Genomic DNA, 17,546 nt, shown 5'->3' with positions numbered 1-17,546 from the left:
ATACCGCGAATGAATCGCGGTATGACGTAGGAATGAATCGCGTTATGACGTAGGACTGCTGTCATCCCAGTGCCCAGACACTGGGATCCAGTTTTCCATATAATCTCATCAAAAATGTTTATTTTCTAGCTACTTTTATACTTATCAACTCAGTATGCTTACTTACAATTAAAATTCCTGGATCCAAGTAGTCAAGCTACTCGGATGACACCCTCCTGATGGGACCAAATCACAATGTTCGTACAGTTGTGGGCGGTATGACAGCGTTAGCTATACTTTTATACTCACCAACTCAGCATCCAATCAAGTAGTCAAGCTACTTAGATCTGGTGGACTCAAATCACAATGTTCATACAGTTATGCTGTGCCCTATGGTGTGATGTTCTACGAGTTGGGTAACAGGAGGTAATGCAAGAAGTCTAATAGCGCAGCAACACGGAACCCCATGTGAGACCTGCACCTATTGCAATCAGCAGTACCAGATTTCCTGATTTTATTTTTGATTCTTGTATTGCATAGTCTAAGGCCAGTGGAATTGACGCTGCTGAGGTGTTTGCATGCTTATCAACGGTATTAATCACTTTCTCTATAGGAAAATCTAATTTCTTTACTACTGCTTCAATAATACGAATGTTTGCTTGATGGGGAATTAACCAGTCAATATCAGTGATTTTCAAATTATTGCATCTTAGTGTTTCCTCTACTGAGGCTGTTAACTTATCCACTGCATGTTTAAACACTTCTCTTCCATTCATGCATATTTTTCCAGAATCATCAGTAGAGGATACCCCTCCGTTCGTACATAATATGTCCACATTGCCATCAGAGTGTAAGTTTGTTGATATGATGACGCTGCTACCCATTTCCGATTTTATTATCACTGCACCAGCACCATCACCAAAGAGTACACAAGTTGACCTATCTTCCCAGTCAACAATCCTAGACATTATTTCAGCACCAATAACGAGCGCATATTTAATTCTATTGTTAGATTTTATGAGCGAATCAGCAACTGTAACTGCATATATAAAACCAGAGCATGCTGCTTGTACATCAAAAGAAAATGCGTTTTTACATTTTAACTTACTTTGTACAATCGTTGCACAGCTAGGCAAAGTTTTATCAGGCGTTGTTGTTGCAACTATAATCAAGTCAATTTCATCTACTGAAATTTTAGCTTTTTCTATAGCACTTTTTGCTGCATTTACAGCTAGATCTGACGTTAATTCTCCTTCATCTGCTATATGCCTTTGAACTATTCCTGTTCTCTGCCTTATCCATTTATCGCTTGTCTCAACTATCGATGCAATTTCGTTGTTACTCAACGTTTTTCTTGGTAGATAAGATCCAGTGCTTAATATGAAACTTTTATTCAATATGACTTACCCCGTTAATTATCTTTTGATTTAAATTTTCACTAATTGCATTTACTGCAAATTTTATAGCATGGGCAAAAGAAATAGCATCAGAATTTCCATGACTTTTAATGATGATACCATTCAGCCCTAAAAACATAGCTCCACTTCTAATTTTGGGATTAAAACGCGTTAATGCTTTATTTAGTTTAGATTTTAACAATATACCAATAAGCATTTTCGCTATCCACGAGTTGAATACTTCCTGCTTTATTAGATTGATAAAAGTACTAGCGGTTGCCTCAGCTGTTTTGAGCATTACATTGCCAACAAAACCATCAGCAACAATCACATCTATATTACCCTCTAAAAATTCACTTGCCTCTATATACCCTTTGAAATTAATGCCTGGAGCGTTTTTAAGCAACTCAAAAGCGCCGCGCACTGAGTCATTACCTTTAACTTCTTCTGTACCGATATTTAGCAAAGCAACCTCAGGATTGTCAATTTTTAGCGCTACTTTTGCAAATATACTTCCCATTAATGCAAATTGGAATAACGAATCGGCATTACAATCGACATTTGCACCAAGGTCAAGCAAAGCGAAGCTTTTTGTCTTAGTTGGACAGATAGAGACAATAGCAGGACGATAAATATTTGGTAATGTTCCTAAAATAAATCTGGAAATTGCCATCAACGCCCCGGTGTTGCCTGAAGATACCACTCCGAAAGCTTTAACTTCTTTCACTGCAACAATTGCAGCTTTCATACTTGAGTCTTTACGATGTCTCAGCGCAAAAGATGGCTTATCATTTGCAAGGACATTGTCAGAACAATGAGTAAACTCAGAATTGTTACTTACTTTTTTATATTTCAAAAGCAAAGGAGATACTTTTTCCTTATCTCCATAAATATGAAAAAGAACTTTAATGCCTGGGTCAACAAGATTATCCAAAAAAAAACCAGCACCCTGAATTACGGAAAGAGGCGCAAAATCGCCCCCCATAGCGTCAAGTGCAATAACTATGTGATTATTGACCGTAGGTAACATACCATAATAGTCATTCTGCCTGTTGCTTAATGAAAACTCGTTTTCCTTTGTAACTGCCATCTACTGCTACATTGTGAGGCAACATGAATTCTCCAGTTGTTGAACATACCACAACATTCTTAGGCTCAATAGCATGATGAGAACGATGCATATTACGCCTTGACTTCGACTTTTTTCTTTTTGGAACTGCCAAAACTTCCTCCATTCTACTACAAAATTCAATTCATTAATAACATGTTTTTTACAAGAAGTAAACAGGGATAATAAAATAAGTAAGGTTTGCTTATGTAATTGAGTCCTATAGCTAAAGTGGCTTAGGTTTACCTACAATTTGAAAAACCGTCATTCCGCTACTAGTTAGCGCCGCGGCGGTATGACGTAGGGAAACCTTTCTTGGGTTAAGCTTTAAATTAAAACATCAAGTATGTTGAACTTAAAACATATCTCAGCTATACTTTGCGATAAAGTTAATAAAAATTTTAATAAAATCAGTAAGACTAACCTCTAGCTAAAATGAATACAAAGTGAGCTTTTTTGATATAAATAGTGTTAGAATAATTGGTAGGTACTTTATCAATTTTTTGTTAAGGCTTGGTAGTGCATTCATATTTTTTATTCAATCTCTATACCACTGCTTTGTGCCACCATATTATTTTAGCAACGTAGCAAAACAAATTATAGAGATAGGCTTTTTCTCTCTGCCAATTGTTGGGCTCACTGGAGTTTTTATAGGAGCGGCGATAGTTTTACAAAGCAGCTTGAGTGACTCATTAATTAACCAAGAGCAGATAATACCCAAACTTGTTACGATCACTATCATTAAAGAGTTAGGACCAGTTTTGATCAGCTTAATAATGGTAGGGAAGGTTGGATCATCAATTGCAGCAGAAATTGGTACAATGCGCATCACCGAGCAAATAGATGCCCTTACAACTTTGAACATCAACCCTTTCAAGTATTTAATTGCACCAAGGATTTTAGCGTCAATCATAGTATTTCCCATACTTACAGTATGTGCAGATCTAATAGGAATATTTGGAGGATGTATCACTGCAGTCTTCGAATTTAACCACAATTTAAATATATACATTAAATACACAGCTCAGTTCTTTAATATGTACGATTTTATTGTTGGGCTAATAAAAGCAATTGCTTTTGGCGCCATAATTTCTGTCTCAAGTTGCTATTACGGTTATCATTGCAAAGAAGGTGCACAAGGAGTAGGTGTTGCTACAACATCAACTGTTGTTTTATCGTCCATACTGATCATTTTAGCAAACTACATGATTACTTTGATACATGCGTAACCCCATAATATCAATATTGAACTTAAGCTTATCTTTTGATGATAGGACAGTACTAAAAGATCTAAGTTTCGATATATTAAAAGGGGAATCATTAGTCATACTTGGCGGCTCAGGAAGCGGCAAATCTGTACTAACAAAAACAATTATCGGCTTGCTTGCTCCAGACTCAGGGTCTGTTAAAATAAATAGTAAAAGCAAAAATAAATTTGGGGTTTTATTTCAAAATTCCGCTTTATTTGACTACGTTACAGTGTGGGAAAATATATCTTTTAATTATAAAAAGCGCTTTAATATCAGCAAAAAGGAGGCAAAACAGCTAGCAATCGAGAAGTTAAATGATGTTGGACTGGAGGAAAGCATAGCAGATATGTTTCCAATAGAGCTATCAGGTGGAATGAAAAAAAGAGTAGCACTTGCAAGGGCGATTGCACACAATCCAGAAATCATCGTATTAGATGAGCCAACTTCAGGATTGGACCCAATTATGTCAGATATAGTAAACGAGATAATAATAAAATTATCTAAAGATCTTAACACTACAATTATCACGATTACACATGATATTCATAGCGCATTTAAAATAGCTGATAAAATAGCAGTATTACATGAAGGGGAGATCATTTCCCATGGAACTGTTCAGGAAATACAAAATACTAATAACGAATATATAAAGAAATTCATTCGTTATATAAGGTAGCAGACATTGGAATTCGGATTTTTTCAAACTGGATCCTATAGCTGACCCAAGCAACACGTCATACCGCGATTCATTCGCGGTATCTCGGCATAGATTCCGCTAACTAGTAGCGGAATGACGAATTTGTCGTTTTTCAAATTGTCGTAAGTCAGTTTAGCTATATATAGGATGACAGAAATTGTTTGTATTAGCTATATTCAAAAGCTCTATTGATATTTTGCAATATTTGTGATAAAATAATAGCTTAAGGTTGAGAGTAAAAATTTATGAGTGAAGCTCAAGGTCCAAATATTGCAGAATGGCAAGCGCAGCAGCAACACCAAGAGGCTGCTGGTGAGAAAAGTGGTTTTGGTCTTGGTCATAGCGACTCTGTTTCAACAGTCGTGGATGGAATGAAATGGTTGTTCAACTTTCATGAAGGAGCAATTGCTGCTTATAGTAACGTGTTTGAAAGTTTGGTAAGTGGCAGTAGTTTAGTAACACTGTTTGGAAAATCAGGTAATATGTTTGGCATAAAATTTCTTGAAAGCCTTGGAGAACATTTTTCAGGTGGAGGTGGGGAAGATATGCCATCAGAAGGAATGGATATGGCTCATGGTGATGAGGGACCTCACTCAGATGATTACCCTCATGCCAATAATGAAATAGCTCATAATGCTGATGGTTTGCAAGACATGCATGATGCAGGTGATCACCATGGTCAATCTTTTTCACCTGGTCCTTCACCATCTGTTGGCGATGACCACGGACATGAACTTGGTTAAACGCTTAAAAACTGCTGAATAGTATGCGAGAAGACCTAATAAGAAAAGTTGCTATTGTTGTGAGTTTGTCTTAGTGAAAAAGGTTTCAGTTTTAGGATCAACAGGAAGTGTTGGAAAAAAGACTGTAGATTTGCTCTCAAGGAGAAAAGAAGAATACCAAGTGGAAGCACTAAGTGCCCACTCAGACTTTGCTCTACTGGCACACCAAGCAAAACTGCTGAATGCAAAATACGTTGCTATCTCCGATGAAAGGTTTTACAAAGATTTAAGAGAAAACCTACTTGGTACAGATGTAAAAATAGCAATTGGCGCTGAAGGTCTAGTAAATGTTGCTTCCCTACCCGTTGATCTCTCAGTTATTGCAATAGTTGGTATCGCAGGCCTTGGGCCAGTTATAGAAGTCATAGAAAGTGGCACTAAAGTCATTGCACTAGCGAACAAAGAAAGCATTGTTTGCGGTGGAAAGTTATTACTTAAAAAAGCTAAAGAAAAAAACGTACAAATAATCCCTATTGACTCTGAACACAACGCAATTTTTCAAGTTTTGCAAAATGACGACAAATGCGTAGAAAAGATCATACTTACTGTTTCTGGTGGACCATTCTTAAACTATAGTTCTGAGCAATTAAGAAATGTCACGGTAGATCAGGCGCTTAGTCACCCCACTTGGAATATGGGAAGGAAAATCTCAGTTGATAGTGCAACAATGATGAATAAGGCACTAGAGATAATAGAAGCACATAACTTGTTTAACATCAGCCCGGATAAAATTGAAGCAATAGTGCATCCTGAGTCAATAGTACATGGAATTGTAACTTATAAGGATGGGTTCAACTTTGCTGTGCTTGCAGAAACTGACATGGCAATTCCTATTTCATATGCTTTGTCTTGGCCGGAAAGATCAGCTTTAAATCGTAAATTAGATTTAACAAAGCAAGGAAAATTGACCTTTCAAGAACCAGACCATAAGCGTTTTCCTGCGCTAAAGCTTAGCATGGCAGTGTTAAACTCTTCTGCTCCACAAACAAACAGTATTGTGCTCAATACTGCAAATGAAATAGCTGTTAATGAATTTTTGAAGTCACGAATTGGCTTTTTAAAAATAGTAGAGGTAGTGGAATCAACAATGGAAAGTTTTGATAGTTACACTGATATTAATTCACTATCTGATATAATAAATATTGATTGTGAAAGTCGTATTATTGCTAATAAAATTGTTGAAAGTAAAGTTGTTGCGTATAGCTAGAGTAATGTAACCAGACTGCATTCTGTGATTTTAGCAAAACACGATCTTTCATTTGAGCTTTCTTCAATTTAAAATAAATAAAGAAACTAGCTATCTTCAAAAATATGGTTGAATAATTGTATCCGTTCAGGCAATGGCATCAACTTAAGGGATGTTAAGGAGTAAAATACTACAAGAGACAGCACTTTTGTTTCTATTTTATTGCAACAAAAAAGTTTAAAATGTGTCATTTTTAGGTGAGGCATGCAAAAAGGAAAAGATCTTATCTTACAAATTAAAAATGCAATATACTCGAAAACTTTTCAGAAAATCCATTGTGTTGAGTTTTACACGAACAAGAAAACTTCTTTTTTCGACAGTATTTTCTATAGTTAGTTAAAAAAAGTTTGGGAATAGAATGTGAACTTATGGAGCCATTGACATGTACCCTCAAAGCAAGCTTTTTCTAAAGCAAGGTATAAGATTTGCCATACAGGCTTTCAAGAATTTAAGCATCCAAACAGCCTATCAGGATGAACCTGAGTTGGAGAGGCTATAGACTTATTGCAGCAGATGGTTCTGGTATTCAGCTCTGAGGAAATTGTATCCGAGTTTGAACCAAATGGAACAACAGGCACCATTGGCAATTTGTTTGTTGATTTGTGTACTTCGCTGATTTGTAGTGCTCGTTTTACGGCTTGGAATATAGGTGAACAAACGTTGGCGGAAGAGCAATTACCCGAAGTTATCACTCAAATGCGTTCATTAAATCAAGAGAAATTATTATTTATCTATGATCGTCTTCAGTAAAATTCATTCAGCAGCATGATGATTTGGAAGTAGATTTTATTTTTCGCTTGCAAAAAAGAAATTATAGCAAGCTATGGGAACGCTGGCGAATTAGATTTTGATTTTATATTGGAAAATGAAAAGCTAAAAAATAAAATGAAAGGACAGAAAGTAAGAGCTAACATTAGCCAACGGAGAAACAGAGTTTTTGATCGAGACTTTGGAGTAAAGCTTATGTATTAAGGTGGCACATAGAGGAGTGCTATAAACGACTCAAAGTAGGAGCAGAGTTAGAGAATTTTTCTGGAGAGGCTGTATTACAAGAATTTTGGGCAAACTTGGTCATGTGCAATATATTATCGCTTCATATGTGTGATGCACAAGGGCCTTCCCAGATCAAATTGCTGAGAAATTTTTCAGTTTTATTTGGTGTGATGAGGCAATCAAGTGCTTGTTGCACCAAAAAACTTTCAAGCCCTTTTTAAGTATACGCACTAAAGTTAAGATCCGACCGGGAAGATTGTATAGCCGCGATAAAGTAGATAAGCCTAAACGCCATCATGTCTTTAGGAGAGTTTGCTAATGTATGCTCTTAAGTTGACGCCATTGACTGTTCTCCCTCGTCATACCGCCGCGGTATCTCTAGATCCCGCTAACAAGTAGCGGGATGACGAGGTTATCGTCATGCCACCGCAGACCGTCATACCGCCGCGGTATCTCATCAGCTAACAAGCAGCGGGACGACAGCAGTACTACGTCATACTACCGCAAACCGTCATACCGCCGCGGTATCTCTAGATCCCGCTAACAAGTAGCGGGATGACGGTTGTCAGGCTAGCTGTCATCCCAGTGCCCAGACACTGGGATCTCATTTTACTCTATAATGGCAGTGCCTCTATGATGTAAGGAATCCAGTTTTTATGCAATCTCATCAAGAACGTTGTGTTTTAACGTAAGGTTGGCTACTTTTACACTCACTAACTTAGCTGGATCCCAGTGTCTGGGCACTGGGATGACGAGAAAGGAGCACTGGAATGACACCCTCCTGATGGGCCCAAATCACAATGTTCGTACAGTTGTGGGTTTAGTACGCCTTATAATTCTCAAACTGCTGTTCCGAATTAGAATTATTAAATTCACTATAAGGAGGAGCGCTTGGAGGAGAGTAAGGAGGAGGTGGTCCATAATTCCTAACTGCTTCTTTAGCCTTCTCAATATTATCTGATTCTTTCTCATGCTTCATATGAAAAGCTAAACCACCAGCAAAACATACGAGAGAATTAACGCCAAGGATAACTAAACCCCACACTGGTAACACTGGATAAACAGCACAAGCTACCAAAGCCGCTAAAGAAACAGCGCCAACCGCAAATTCTATATTCCTAAGCATCTTAAGCTTATTATCAAGATAATCTATTTTTTCTTCTTTTCTAGCCGCTTTTCTGCTGCTGTTATACCAAAAACACATACCAGCATGGAAAGCAACACACACAACTGCAGCTACCATACCTAAAGCTAATAGCTTTCTACTGTCTTCCGAGTCTTTTTTCTTATCTTCTCTGCTTTGATGGCTACCACTACTGAAACCAGGGTTATTTATAACTGTAGTATGACCACCAAACAGGCTGCGAAGTAGTAAATAATCCCAAAAATCTAAACCTCTATCATTGTGTACATGTACTTGTGTAACCTGAGGGCCTTTAGGTTGCCTGTTATTCCCTGCGTTATATTGATTATTTCTGCTTCCTGTATCGTGCCTATTGCTTGAATTTGGATGTGTAAATTTTTCATACGCATTTTTAAAATTCTCCTCACTCCAATTTGTGGTGTTTTGCGTATTACAAAATTGTAAAAACTCTTTAACATTACTGTTACTACCAGATTTTTTTATATAGGCTAACGCATACCTTTTTAAAACACTATCACTTGCTACCATAAATACCCTCTTAAGTTAAGACTAAATTAATAAATACTTATTATAACAAAGTAACGTCTTCTTGTCAAATCAACCATAACTTAATACCCAGTTAATATCCTTTCCACCAGCTCTTTTACTGTCGGTACGTAGCCATTCTCATAAAACGGATCTTGCTTAAATTTGTACACATTGTGCCCGGAAAACATGAGTTCATTTTCAATATCGCCGTCATGTATAATGTTTTGCAGTGTTTTTTGTATACAAAAACTCCGTGGATCTGGCTTTCGTCCTGTTGAATGGTCGCCGTGATCCTTCCAATTGCTAAACAAACAATGACTTAAGCATCCCATACAATTGATTTGATCTTGTCTTATCTCTGCAAATTTGCCTGGCGTCACAAAAATAACAGTTGTATCTGGAGTTTTCATTGCTTCTGTATACCCTGCTTTAGTCCATGTATTTGCCAGCTCTTTGTCTTTTGAAGTAAGGTAGATCTTCCTACCTCTGCTACCCATTGCAAATTCACTACTAAATTCTTCGCTGGCATTTTCTGAAAACTTTATTTGACGTGAATTCCGTTTCTGCAACTCACGTATGAAGTTATTTTTTACTGCAGATGAGTAAAACCCTGTTGGACTGAATTTATTTAAAAATACATCACCTTCTTCTAAAGTGAGTAGCTTCTTTTTCCACTCTGCAGAAATTGGGCTTTCTTTCGTCAAAAGTGGACGAGTGCCAAACTGAAAAGCTATTGGTCCAATTTGCAGATTGTCAAACCAATGTTCCCAATCTTTCAAATGCCACACTCCTCCTGCCATAACAATTGGTGTTTCTGAAAGACCGATCTCGTTCATGAAAGATCTAAGCTCTGCAACTCTTTCAAATGGAGCCTGTGGTAGCTCTGGGTCTTCACTGTTACTGAGTCCATTGTGCCCTCCAGCAAGCCATGGATCTTCATACACTACTCCACCAAGCAAACAGGAAGATATTCTTTGGTAAGTACGCTTCCATAATGCTTTAAAAGCACGCACCGATGAGACAATAGGGTAATAATAAACCTGATATTTAGCTGCAATTTCTCCAAGCCTATAAGGCATACCAGCACCGCAGGTAATACCATGAACTAAGCCTTTTGCTTTTTCTAATATGCCATGAAGCACGCGTTCTGCTGCTCCCATCTCCCAAAGCACATTCATATGTATTCTTCCATGACCTTTTGATATTTCATTCGCTATTTTTGCCTGACTGATTCCAGCTTTAATACTATACTCAATCAATTCACTGTGTTTTTCATTTCTTGTTTTGCCTTTGTAAATCAGCGGCACTAACTCACCATTATCATCAATAAGCTTAGCATTTGCACCAGAAAACGTACCCACAGCATCTGCTGCAGCAAATGCTCCACTTGACCTTCCATCACTGATTGCGATGCCTTTGCCGCCCTCAATGATTGGCCACACTTCCTTTCCTGAAATTACTATCTTTTTTATTTTATTTTTCAAAACTTCCTCGCAATTTTTCACTCTATTTTACTTAATTACTAAAAAAATAATAGCTGTTTATTTTTTCTTTTATCATCAGAGCCTCTGCATAGCCAAATTTGGGTTTTGAGTAGACACAGCAGCTACTGTAATATAGTTTCGAAAGAAGTATAATGTATTTTGCTATATGATCATAGGTCTAACAGGCGGAATTGGGGTAGGAAAGAGCTTTGTAGCTAATTGCTTTCAAGAGTTTGGTGCTGCTGTGTTTGATGCTGATTCTGTTGTACACCAACTTTATAAAGTGGATAAAAGCATAATAAGTTATGCAGAAAAAAATTTTCCTGGAGTGGTAGTAAATGGTGAAATAGGTAGAACAGTACTGTCTAAATATTTCTTAGCCTACGATGAAAATTGGAAACAATTTCAATCTTTGGTTCACTCTGCTGTGCTGCGTGAATTAGAATTTTTTATTGCCAAGGAAAAAAAGATCGATAGAAAGCTTTTAGTTTTAGATGTGCCACTTCTATTAGAAACAAAATTTCATTCATACTGTGACCTTATTATTTTTATCTATGCAGATAGCGTTGTGCAAGCTCAAAGACTTAACGAACGCAACATAGATAAAGAAAAGCTAAATTTAATCTTCAATGTTCAGTTATCTATTGAGGAGAAAAGGAAGATGAGTGACTTTATTATCGACACCAGTGTAAGCAAAGAGTATGTTTTTTCTCAAATAAAAAAAATAGTGGATTCATTAAACCTCAACACGTAGCTCTACGTCATACCGTCACGGTATCTCTTATACCAAACTTCGTTATTGGGAAGACAAATAGAATATACGATAAATTCACTTAAACCTCCAGTTATAGGCGGAAAGCACTCTTTTTTATTTGTCTCATTATTATTGAGAATTGGTATTAGCATAGATCCCGCTAACAAGCAGCGGGATGACGAAGTTATCTTCATACTGCCGCGAACCGTCATACCGCGATTCATTCGCGGTATCTCTAGATCCCGCTAACAAGCAGCGGGATGACGAGGTTATCTTCATACTGCCGCGAACCGTCATACCGCCGCGGCGCTAACAAGCAGCGGAATGACGATTGTCGATAAATCTAAGTTACTTTAGCAACAGTTATTCTCCACTAAATTACTCTGAATTTTGGTTATATTATTTGCGGATTTCACTGCTGAAATCTCAAATTTTGAGCTTGTGTTCAAAAATGATTCAACTGACCTGCCAAAAAAATCGTATCTCCACCCCTTGGATAGTTTATCTATCTGCCCAGATATTGACCCGGTTAACTCATCTTTTGAAGAAACTAATTTCCTTGATATGTTACTTTCTTTACATTTACTATCTAAAATAATTGAGAGTATATCGAATACAGATTTGTCATAATTATTCGGTAAGATGTTGTTTTGCTGCATCCAATTTTTTTCATTTTCATTAAAAATATTCACAAACTCTAGTAAATCTGCATCTTTTATATTTTTTGCATTCCTCTTGAGATCATCTAAAATCTCATCAACATGCTCTACATTTTTTTCAATAAAACCAGCTATTACAGCATTATTAATTACTTTATTACGATTCATATTATAGCGCTGTGCTAAGGTCTCTTGCCATTCACTAACTGCTTTAACAGTTAATACCAATCTTGGATTTGCTTCATAATTAAATTTAATTCTCTTCCATGCATCTTTTGGACTATGTAAATACTTATTTATATTAACTATTGATTCCATCTCTTCTTGAAACCAACACATCCTATTATTTTCTTCAAGTTTATTGCACAATATTTGGTATAAGTCATATAGGTGTACCACGTCGTTTATTGCATAGTCTAACTGATCCTCGGACAACGGACGCCTTAACCAATCTGAATTTTTAGCTTTAATTTTATCCAGCACTACTCCTTGATATTGCTCTACTACTTTTGAGTAACCAATAAAGTCATGATAATAATGACAAAACATAGCGGCAACTTGGGTATCAAAAATGGGAGTGGGAATACATTTAAACACAGTGAGTAAGGATTCTATATCCTGCCGGCAGCTATGAAACACTTTGGTTATCCCCTGATTTAGCATTATTTTCTTAATGAATGATAAATCAATTTCTGGCACTAATGCGTCTACAATAAAACTCTTCTCTCCGTAAGAAATTTGAATTAACGATAATTTTGGGTAGTAGGTTAAATTATTTCTAATGAACTCCGTGTCAACTGCTATAAATTTCGGCTTTTTTGCTATTAATTCTTCACACGTATCTTCCAGCTCTGATGTTGTACTAATTAGCATATATTTTTCACTTGGTGGTTCTACTTTATCTGACCTTACCCAGAAAAAGTAGAGAGAAAGTTAAGACGTTTTTGTCATGAGAATGATGCATCAAATTGTGCAGGAATGCAATAATTAATAGTAGAATGCCTACGTTGTTTGTTATAAAAGATTTCTATGTATTCAAATATGGCAGTTCTGGTTTGTTGAGCGAGAAGTATCAATAAGCAGCTCCCTTTTGAGTGAACTTTTCTGCAACAGAGTTATCGTAACAACATACCTTATGGCTCATGCTGGAAATGATGTTTTTTGTATTCAATAGAAATTGGTAATTTTGAGAGGTATACTGTGACCCTTGATCGCTATGTAACAGCAGATTTTTATCGGGTTTGCGCTTATTAACGGCCATCAATAAAGAGTCAACAACCAATTGTTTATTTATTGAACTGCTCATTAACTACCATGCGTGAATATAGATCCTGCCAAATATAGTCATCCTTCTTTGGTTTTTATATAAGTAATCCCATATTTTATTTGGTTGATCGACAATAAAGTTTTGGTCTAATATATTGAGAGCTACGACTCTATTGTCCGTTTGTTGCTTCTTAGTTTTAAATTTTCTTCTCAATATAGCCCGAATACCATTTTTCTGCATAACACTTTGTACTGTTTTAATTTTTGCCTAAAGCTTTTAATTCAGCATGAATTTTAGGGATCTGCATTTGGATGCTTTTTTTGAATATCTGCTAGAAGCCCATCTCTTGCTAATTCCTTACTGCTTTTTCCCTTAGCAACCCATTTATAATAACCACCAGCAGATATGTCTAAAACCCTACATAGTTCCTGTATTTTATAGCAATTTCTATATAAAAGAATACTTTACTCTTTTTGTTTGGTCAGGGCTTTTTTTTAAATGTCTCTTTCTCTTGTTACTCTTGCTAGTTCTTTTTTTAGATCAAATCTTTCTTTGTCATAAGGAGCCTTTGTCTGGAAATGCGTATGCTTCTGACATTTTTCCATCATATTTTCTTACCCATTTACTTAACATACTGCCATCTATGCCTAGATCTTTTGCTATTTTTTTACTTCTGTTTCTTTAACCAGCTTAACAGCTTCTAATTTGAATCCTGCTGCTTCTATTTGCCATATTTTGAAAAAACGTTTTATTTTACTCCAAAAACGTCTTAACTTTCTCTCTACTTTTTCTGGGTAAGGTCAGAGTATCCACTTTAACCTCTCTAAATTTGCTCATAACCTCTTAACTTGACGCGTATGACTCCCTACTTGGATGACAGATAGTAGTGCGAAAGCCTCTTACAACTTACTTTTAATTAGTCTAACCCATGCGTGCCAATCCCTCTCACCAAGATTGCTTTCAAAAGATAGGAGATCCTTTACAGCTTTTGAGCAAATTTCTTCACTTGGAATTGATAACTCCCTATTCATTGCTAACGTTAAACATTGAGTTTTGCACGCTCGTTCTAAATGATACGTGTAAAACATTGCTTCTTGTATAGTCCGACCACACGTTATAGATCCATGATTGCGCATTAACATGACAAAATTTTCTTTCAGATCAGCTATTAACCTCTTTCCTTCTGTATTGCTAAGTGCTAGGGAATTATAATTATGGTAAGAGATTTTATTGTAAAAGTGCAGTGCCCATTGACTTATTGGAAGTAGTCCATCTTTTAGAGAAGAAACTGCTACAATAGAAGGTGTATGCAGGTGAAAAATTGCTTGAATGTCTTTCCTTGCTTGATAAACAAAACCATGAATTATATAGCCAGTTTTATTATATTGATATTCTGTACCCTCAATCACATTTCCATCTAGTGATACTCTCATCAATGAATTTTCATTCACTTCGTCAAAGCGTATACCAAATGGGTAAATATAAAACGACTTTTGATCTTCAGAACATACCGAGAGGTGAGTATATGTATGATCATCCAGTTTAAGGTAAGACAAAATCTGATAGGCATAGACTAGATCCCTTTTTTACTCTGCTCTTTGTTAACAACACAATCCTCTGTTAGAATCTTCTGAAGATTTATACACGAAAAAAGGCTTGTAGTAAACTAATAAGTCTATGCCACTCTGTCTTGCTTTCTGAATACCAAACACTTTTGTGTTGTAGCTTGCTTAAAAATAGTTATCGTTATTATAGAGTTTATATACAGAATTTATGTTTCTAAATTACATAATATCTTAACTATAAAAATAATTTTCTATGTAATATTTCATATGTTTTAAAGCTTTGTTTTTATGTTATTATAAATGTAAGTTTCAAGATTGAAAATAATATGGTAAGTATTAACACAAAAAAACAGCCAGCAGGATTTTTCATATATCTCTCTGGTCTTTCAGGAAGTGGTAAACTTTCCACAGCAATAGAATTGTCCAATATGATAGACGCATTAATTGTAAATAGTAAGTTCTATAACAATGTTCAAGTTTGCTCTATATACAATGGTGTCTTTGAACGTGATCAAATACCTAAAGAAGTTCAAGATAGAATATATGACATTATGCAAATTATGCTTCAGGCAATAGAAAATTATCCGATTCACTCAAAAAATTACATATTTATTGATGAGTTGATGGAAAATAATGACCAGAACATGAGGATGTATGATTCAATAGTAAGGCTTAGTAAAAAAATGAACACAGAAATCCTTCCTGTGGTACTTAGGTGTGATCTACCGACATTACAAAAGCGTATTGCATTAAAAAGGCAAAGAAAAAATAGGAAGGTGACTAATGTAAATAGCATGATAGAGCAATTTAGGATTAACAATTTATTTATACCACCGAGTGCCATAGAGATAGAAAATTCAGATATGAGTATAAAAGAAGTAGCTCAAGAGATAGTAAACCAGATGCACAGGCTTAGCCACATTGTATGTACGCGAAAGAATAGTCTATAATGATTTCATATACTGAGGCTCATTTAAATATAGAGCCTCAACTTCATTTAATTTTTGCTTGTTCTTCAGTCTATAATGAACCAATAGTCCTGCATGGCTAGCATTTAAATTGCAATCCATATGTGTAATGCAGTCACTGCTTGTAGCGTGACACTTGGATCCAGGTTCACGTGCTGCAGTTGGACCAGATAGCGGCAATAAATTGAAATCAAATAACTGCGTATAAAACCCTTGAGCATTTTTGATTATAGCTCTGATATTTTTTTTGCTATTCGTACAAAGCAAAGATATTGTGTAAGCTTGAACTTCCAGCGCATTAACTCCGTATAATGGCTTATTTGTAGCAAGATTTATACCTTGTGCTGCTGATATACCAACTCTAATTCCAGTGAAACTTCCTGGTCCAACTACTACCGCTAAATGATCTATTTTATCATAATTATAATTGTGCTTATCAAACAAAGTATTCAGAATTTGAAAAAATGATTCTACATGATTGTTGCTGGCGGAATTGCGCTCTACAAAACAATTACCATCATAATCAACTATTGCTATTGAACTACCAGTACCTACAGTATCAATCGCTAAAATAGACATTACTTAAGCTTATCATAGAGTTTTGTAAACATCATAGTAAAGGCACCATTACCCATAACATTTGCTGAAGTGATTATTGGATCAAACACTATATACAAGGCTGTGATTAACGAAAGCATTTCTGGAGAAAATTTGAGGTATTTCTCAAGAATAGGTAGCATTACCATAATTCCTCCTGCCGGCACTGCAACGATAGCAAACTTAAATAACAAAAAATAGAGAAGAAAAGTTACATAGTCCGTTGTGGACAATAAATAACCAGAAGTAATTACCATTGATAATATTATAACAAAAAAGCAATCACCTACTAAATGGAAGCTAGCAGTTATTGGTATAACAGACGATGCTATATCAGGTTGCTTTACATTTTTTTTGCTTCCTTCAAGAGTAAGCGGCATAGTTGCATTACTAGACATTGTGCTCATCGCAGTAATAAATGCCGGTATCATATTGCCTATACTAGCTATCCAGCTTGTGATCTTGAATGAATTTGCTGCTCCATATAAGAGGAAAACATAAAGGTAGGTTGCAGATGCTATAATAATGAAAATTATTGAGTAATCCTTAAATATTATAGATAAAACTTGATCATGCTGCATTTTTAAAGCAAGCCCAAGTACAAATATTGGAATAATCGGCGTCAAAAACGTCTTCAAAATAAAGAGAGTTAAATCTAACATTTTGTTCGAAAGCTCTTTGCTTTTCTTGGGTAGCAGTGTGGACACTACTATGCTGGACACAAATCCACAGGCAAGGGCATAAAAATTAGAAAGCAATGCAGGCAGCCTAAACGACCATAAAGGAACAATTGTTTCTTCATACGTTATATCTTGTATTGAATAAGTGTTTTGTATGATAAAATGCCCAACAGAATAAGCTATTAAACTTGAAGCCAGATTCGATAAGAAGATCATTATAATAAGTAACAATATAAACTTTATAGCTGACTGCTTAAGATTGTTAACACTGCTAAAGATTAACGCAAAAATAATAAAAGGCATTATAAATAGCAAAACCTCTTTTATACTCAGGCTCGTTGAGTACAAGAAGGTTTTTGCTTCCATTGGAACTAAATGACCAAAGAATGCAACTGAAGTGATGACCGTGAGTAAGATTAATAGTTGTAGCACGTTCTTATATACCAAT

At 35.9% G+C, this 17,546-nt stretch carries 16 protein-coding genes and 2 pseudogenes; 7 read left to right on the top strand and 11 right to left on the bottom strand.

The window, feature by feature from the left end; translation table 11 throughout:
* Positions 1–419: 419 nt before the first annotated feature.
* The 3 genes from OOK87_RS03055 to rpmF are packed head-to-tail and all read right to left on the bottom strand — an operon-like array spanning position 420 to position 2,599.
* Positions 420–1,376 carry a beta-ketoacyl-ACP synthase III gene (locus OOK87_RS03055; protein ID WP_264688027.1) on the bottom strand — a complete coding sequence of 319 codons (957 nt, stop codon included), beginning with the start codon at positions 1,374–1,376 and terminating at the stop codon, positions 420–422.
* The gene (plsX, locus tag OOK87_RS03050; protein ID WP_264688471.1) at positions 1,369–2,406 is read right to left on the bottom strand and encodes a phosphate acyltransferase PlsX; all 1,038 of its coding nucleotides are present in this window, start codon (positions 2,404–2,406) and stop codon (positions 1,369–1,371) included. The genes OOK87_RS03055 and plsX overlap by 8 nt, the downstream gene beginning before the upstream one ends.
* Positions 2,407–2,416: 10 nt before the next feature.
* On the bottom strand, positions 2,417–2,599 hold the full coding sequence (rpmF, locus tag OOK87_RS03045; RefSeq protein ID WP_010962967.1) for a 50S ribosomal protein L32: 183 nt from the start codon (positions 2,597–2,599) through the stop codon (positions 2,417–2,419).
* Positions 2,600–2,930: 331 nt separating this feature from the next.
* On the opposite strand from rpmF, the gene OOK87_RS03040 reads away from it, so the two are divergent.
* From OOK87_RS03040 to OOK87_RS03020, 5 genes and pseudogenes are all read left to right on the top strand, one after another.
* The gene (locus tag OOK87_RS03040) at positions 2,931–3,713 is read left to right on the top strand and encodes an MlaE family ABC transporter permease (protein ID WP_264688026.1); all 783 of its coding nucleotides are present in this window, start codon (positions 2,931–2,933) and stop codon (positions 3,711–3,713) included.
* Positions 3,706–4,410 carry an ABC transporter ATP-binding protein gene (locus OOK87_RS03035; RefSeq protein WP_264688025.1) on the top strand — a complete coding sequence of 235 codons (705 nt, stop codon included), beginning with the start codon at positions 3,706–3,708 and terminating at the stop codon, positions 4,408–4,410. Before OOK87_RS03040 ends, OOK87_RS03035 begins: the two co-directional genes overlap by 8 nt.
* A 266-nt stretch (positions 4,411–4,676) precedes the next feature.
* Positions 4,677–5,174: a hypothetical protein gene (locus OOK87_RS03030; protein WP_264688024.1), complete on the top strand. Its 498-nt coding sequence runs from the start codon at positions 4,677–4,679 to the stop codon at positions 5,172–5,174.
* A 73-nt stretch (positions 5,175–5,247) separates the two neighbouring features.
* On the top strand, positions 5,248–6,420 hold the full coding sequence (dxr, locus tag OOK87_RS03025; protein WP_264688023.1) for a 1-deoxy-D-xylulose-5-phosphate reductoisomerase: 1,173 nt from the start codon (positions 5,248–5,250) through the stop codon (positions 6,418–6,420).
* Positions 6,421–6,663: 243 nt separating this feature from the next.
* Positions 6,664–7,771, top strand: a pseudogene (locus OOK87_RS03020) (transposase).
* A 335-nt stretch (positions 7,772–8,106) separates the two neighbouring features.
* On the opposite strand, the gene OOK87_RS03015 reads toward OOK87_RS03020, so the two are convergent.
* The 3 genes from OOK87_RS03015 to OOK87_RS03005 all read right to left on the bottom strand — a co-directional run bounded on the left by OOK87_RS03015 (position 8,107) and on the right by OOK87_RS03005 (position 10,608).
* Complete coding sequence (locus OOK87_RS03015) at positions 8,107–8,229, bottom strand: hypothetical protein (protein WP_264688022.1); 123 nt, start codon at positions 8,227–8,229, stop codon at positions 8,107–8,109.
* A 43-nt stretch (positions 8,230–8,272) separates the two neighbouring features.
* Positions 8,273–9,124 carry a hypothetical protein gene (locus tag OOK87_RS03010; protein WP_264688021.1) on the bottom strand — a complete coding sequence of 284 codons (852 nt, stop codon included), beginning with the start codon at positions 9,122–9,124 and terminating at the stop codon, positions 8,273–8,275.
* An 80-nt stretch (positions 9,125–9,204) separates the two neighbouring features.
* A complete protein-coding gene (locus OOK87_RS03005; RefSeq protein ID WP_264688020.1) occupies positions 9,205–10,608 on the bottom strand; it encodes an NAD(P)H-dependent flavin oxidoreductase in 1,404 nt (467 codons plus the stop codon).
* 166 nt (positions 10,609–10,774) lie between these two features.
* On the opposite strand from OOK87_RS03005, the gene coaE reads away from it, so the two are divergent.
* Entirely contained in the window at positions 10,775–11,362 is a 588-nt protein-coding gene (gene coaE, locus OOK87_RS03000) for a dephospho-CoA kinase (protein WP_253307192.1), read from the top strand.
* A 353-nt stretch (positions 11,363–11,715) separates the two neighbouring features.
* Here the strand turns inward: coaE and OOK87_RS02995 are convergent, their stop codons facing one another.
* The 3 genes and pseudogenes from OOK87_RS02995 to OOK87_RS02980 all read right to left on the bottom strand — a co-directional run bounded on the left by OOK87_RS02995 (position 11,716) and on the right by OOK87_RS02980 (position 14,847).
* On the bottom strand, positions 11,716–12,894 hold the full coding sequence (locus OOK87_RS02995) for a ribonuclease D (RefSeq protein ID WP_264688019.1): 1,179 nt from the start codon (positions 12,892–12,894) through the stop codon (positions 11,716–11,718).
* A gap of 74 nt (positions 12,895–12,968) precedes the next feature.
* Positions 12,969–14,022 (bottom strand): annotated as a pseudogene (locus OOK87_RS07510) (IS3 family transposase).
* 165 nt (positions 14,023–14,187) lie between these two features.
* A complete protein-coding gene (locus OOK87_RS02980) occupies positions 14,188–14,847 on the bottom strand; it encodes a class II aldolase/adducin family protein (RefSeq protein ID WP_264688470.1) in 660 nt (219 codons plus the stop codon).
* Positions 14,848–15,179: 332 nt separating this feature from the next.
* On the opposite strand from OOK87_RS02980, the gene OOK87_RS02975 reads away from it, so the two are divergent.
* Positions 15,180–15,803 carry an AAA family ATPase gene (locus OOK87_RS02975; RefSeq protein WP_264688016.1) on the top strand — a complete coding sequence of 208 codons (624 nt, stop codon included), beginning with the start codon at positions 15,180–15,182 and terminating at the stop codon, positions 15,801–15,803.
* Here OOK87_RS02975 and tsaB read toward each other — a convergent pair.
* A complete protein-coding gene (tsaB, locus tag OOK87_RS02970; protein WP_264688015.1) occupies positions 15,798–16,400 on the bottom strand; it encodes a tRNA (adenosine(37)-N6)-threonylcarbamoyltransferase complex dimerization subunit type 1 TsaB in 603 nt (200 codons plus the stop codon). The two genes, OOK87_RS02975 and tsaB, sit on opposite strands and share 6 nt — an antisense overlap.
* Positions 16,400–17,530: a cation:dicarboxylate symporter family transporter gene (locus OOK87_RS02965; protein ID WP_253307199.1), complete on the bottom strand. Its 1,131-nt coding sequence runs from the start codon at positions 17,528–17,530 to the stop codon at positions 16,400–16,402. Before OOK87_RS02965 ends, tsaB begins: the two co-directional genes overlap by 1 nt.
* Between the last annotated feature and the right edge of the window lie 16 nt (positions 17,531–17,546).

The sequence above is a fragment of the Wolbachia endosymbiont (group A) of Sympetrum striolatum genome (genome assembly GCF_947250715.1).
Lineage (GTDB): Bacteria > Pseudomonadota > Alphaproteobacteria > Rickettsiales > Anaplasmataceae > Wolbachia.
This window is presented reverse-complemented; position numbering and strand designations above follow the sequence as displayed.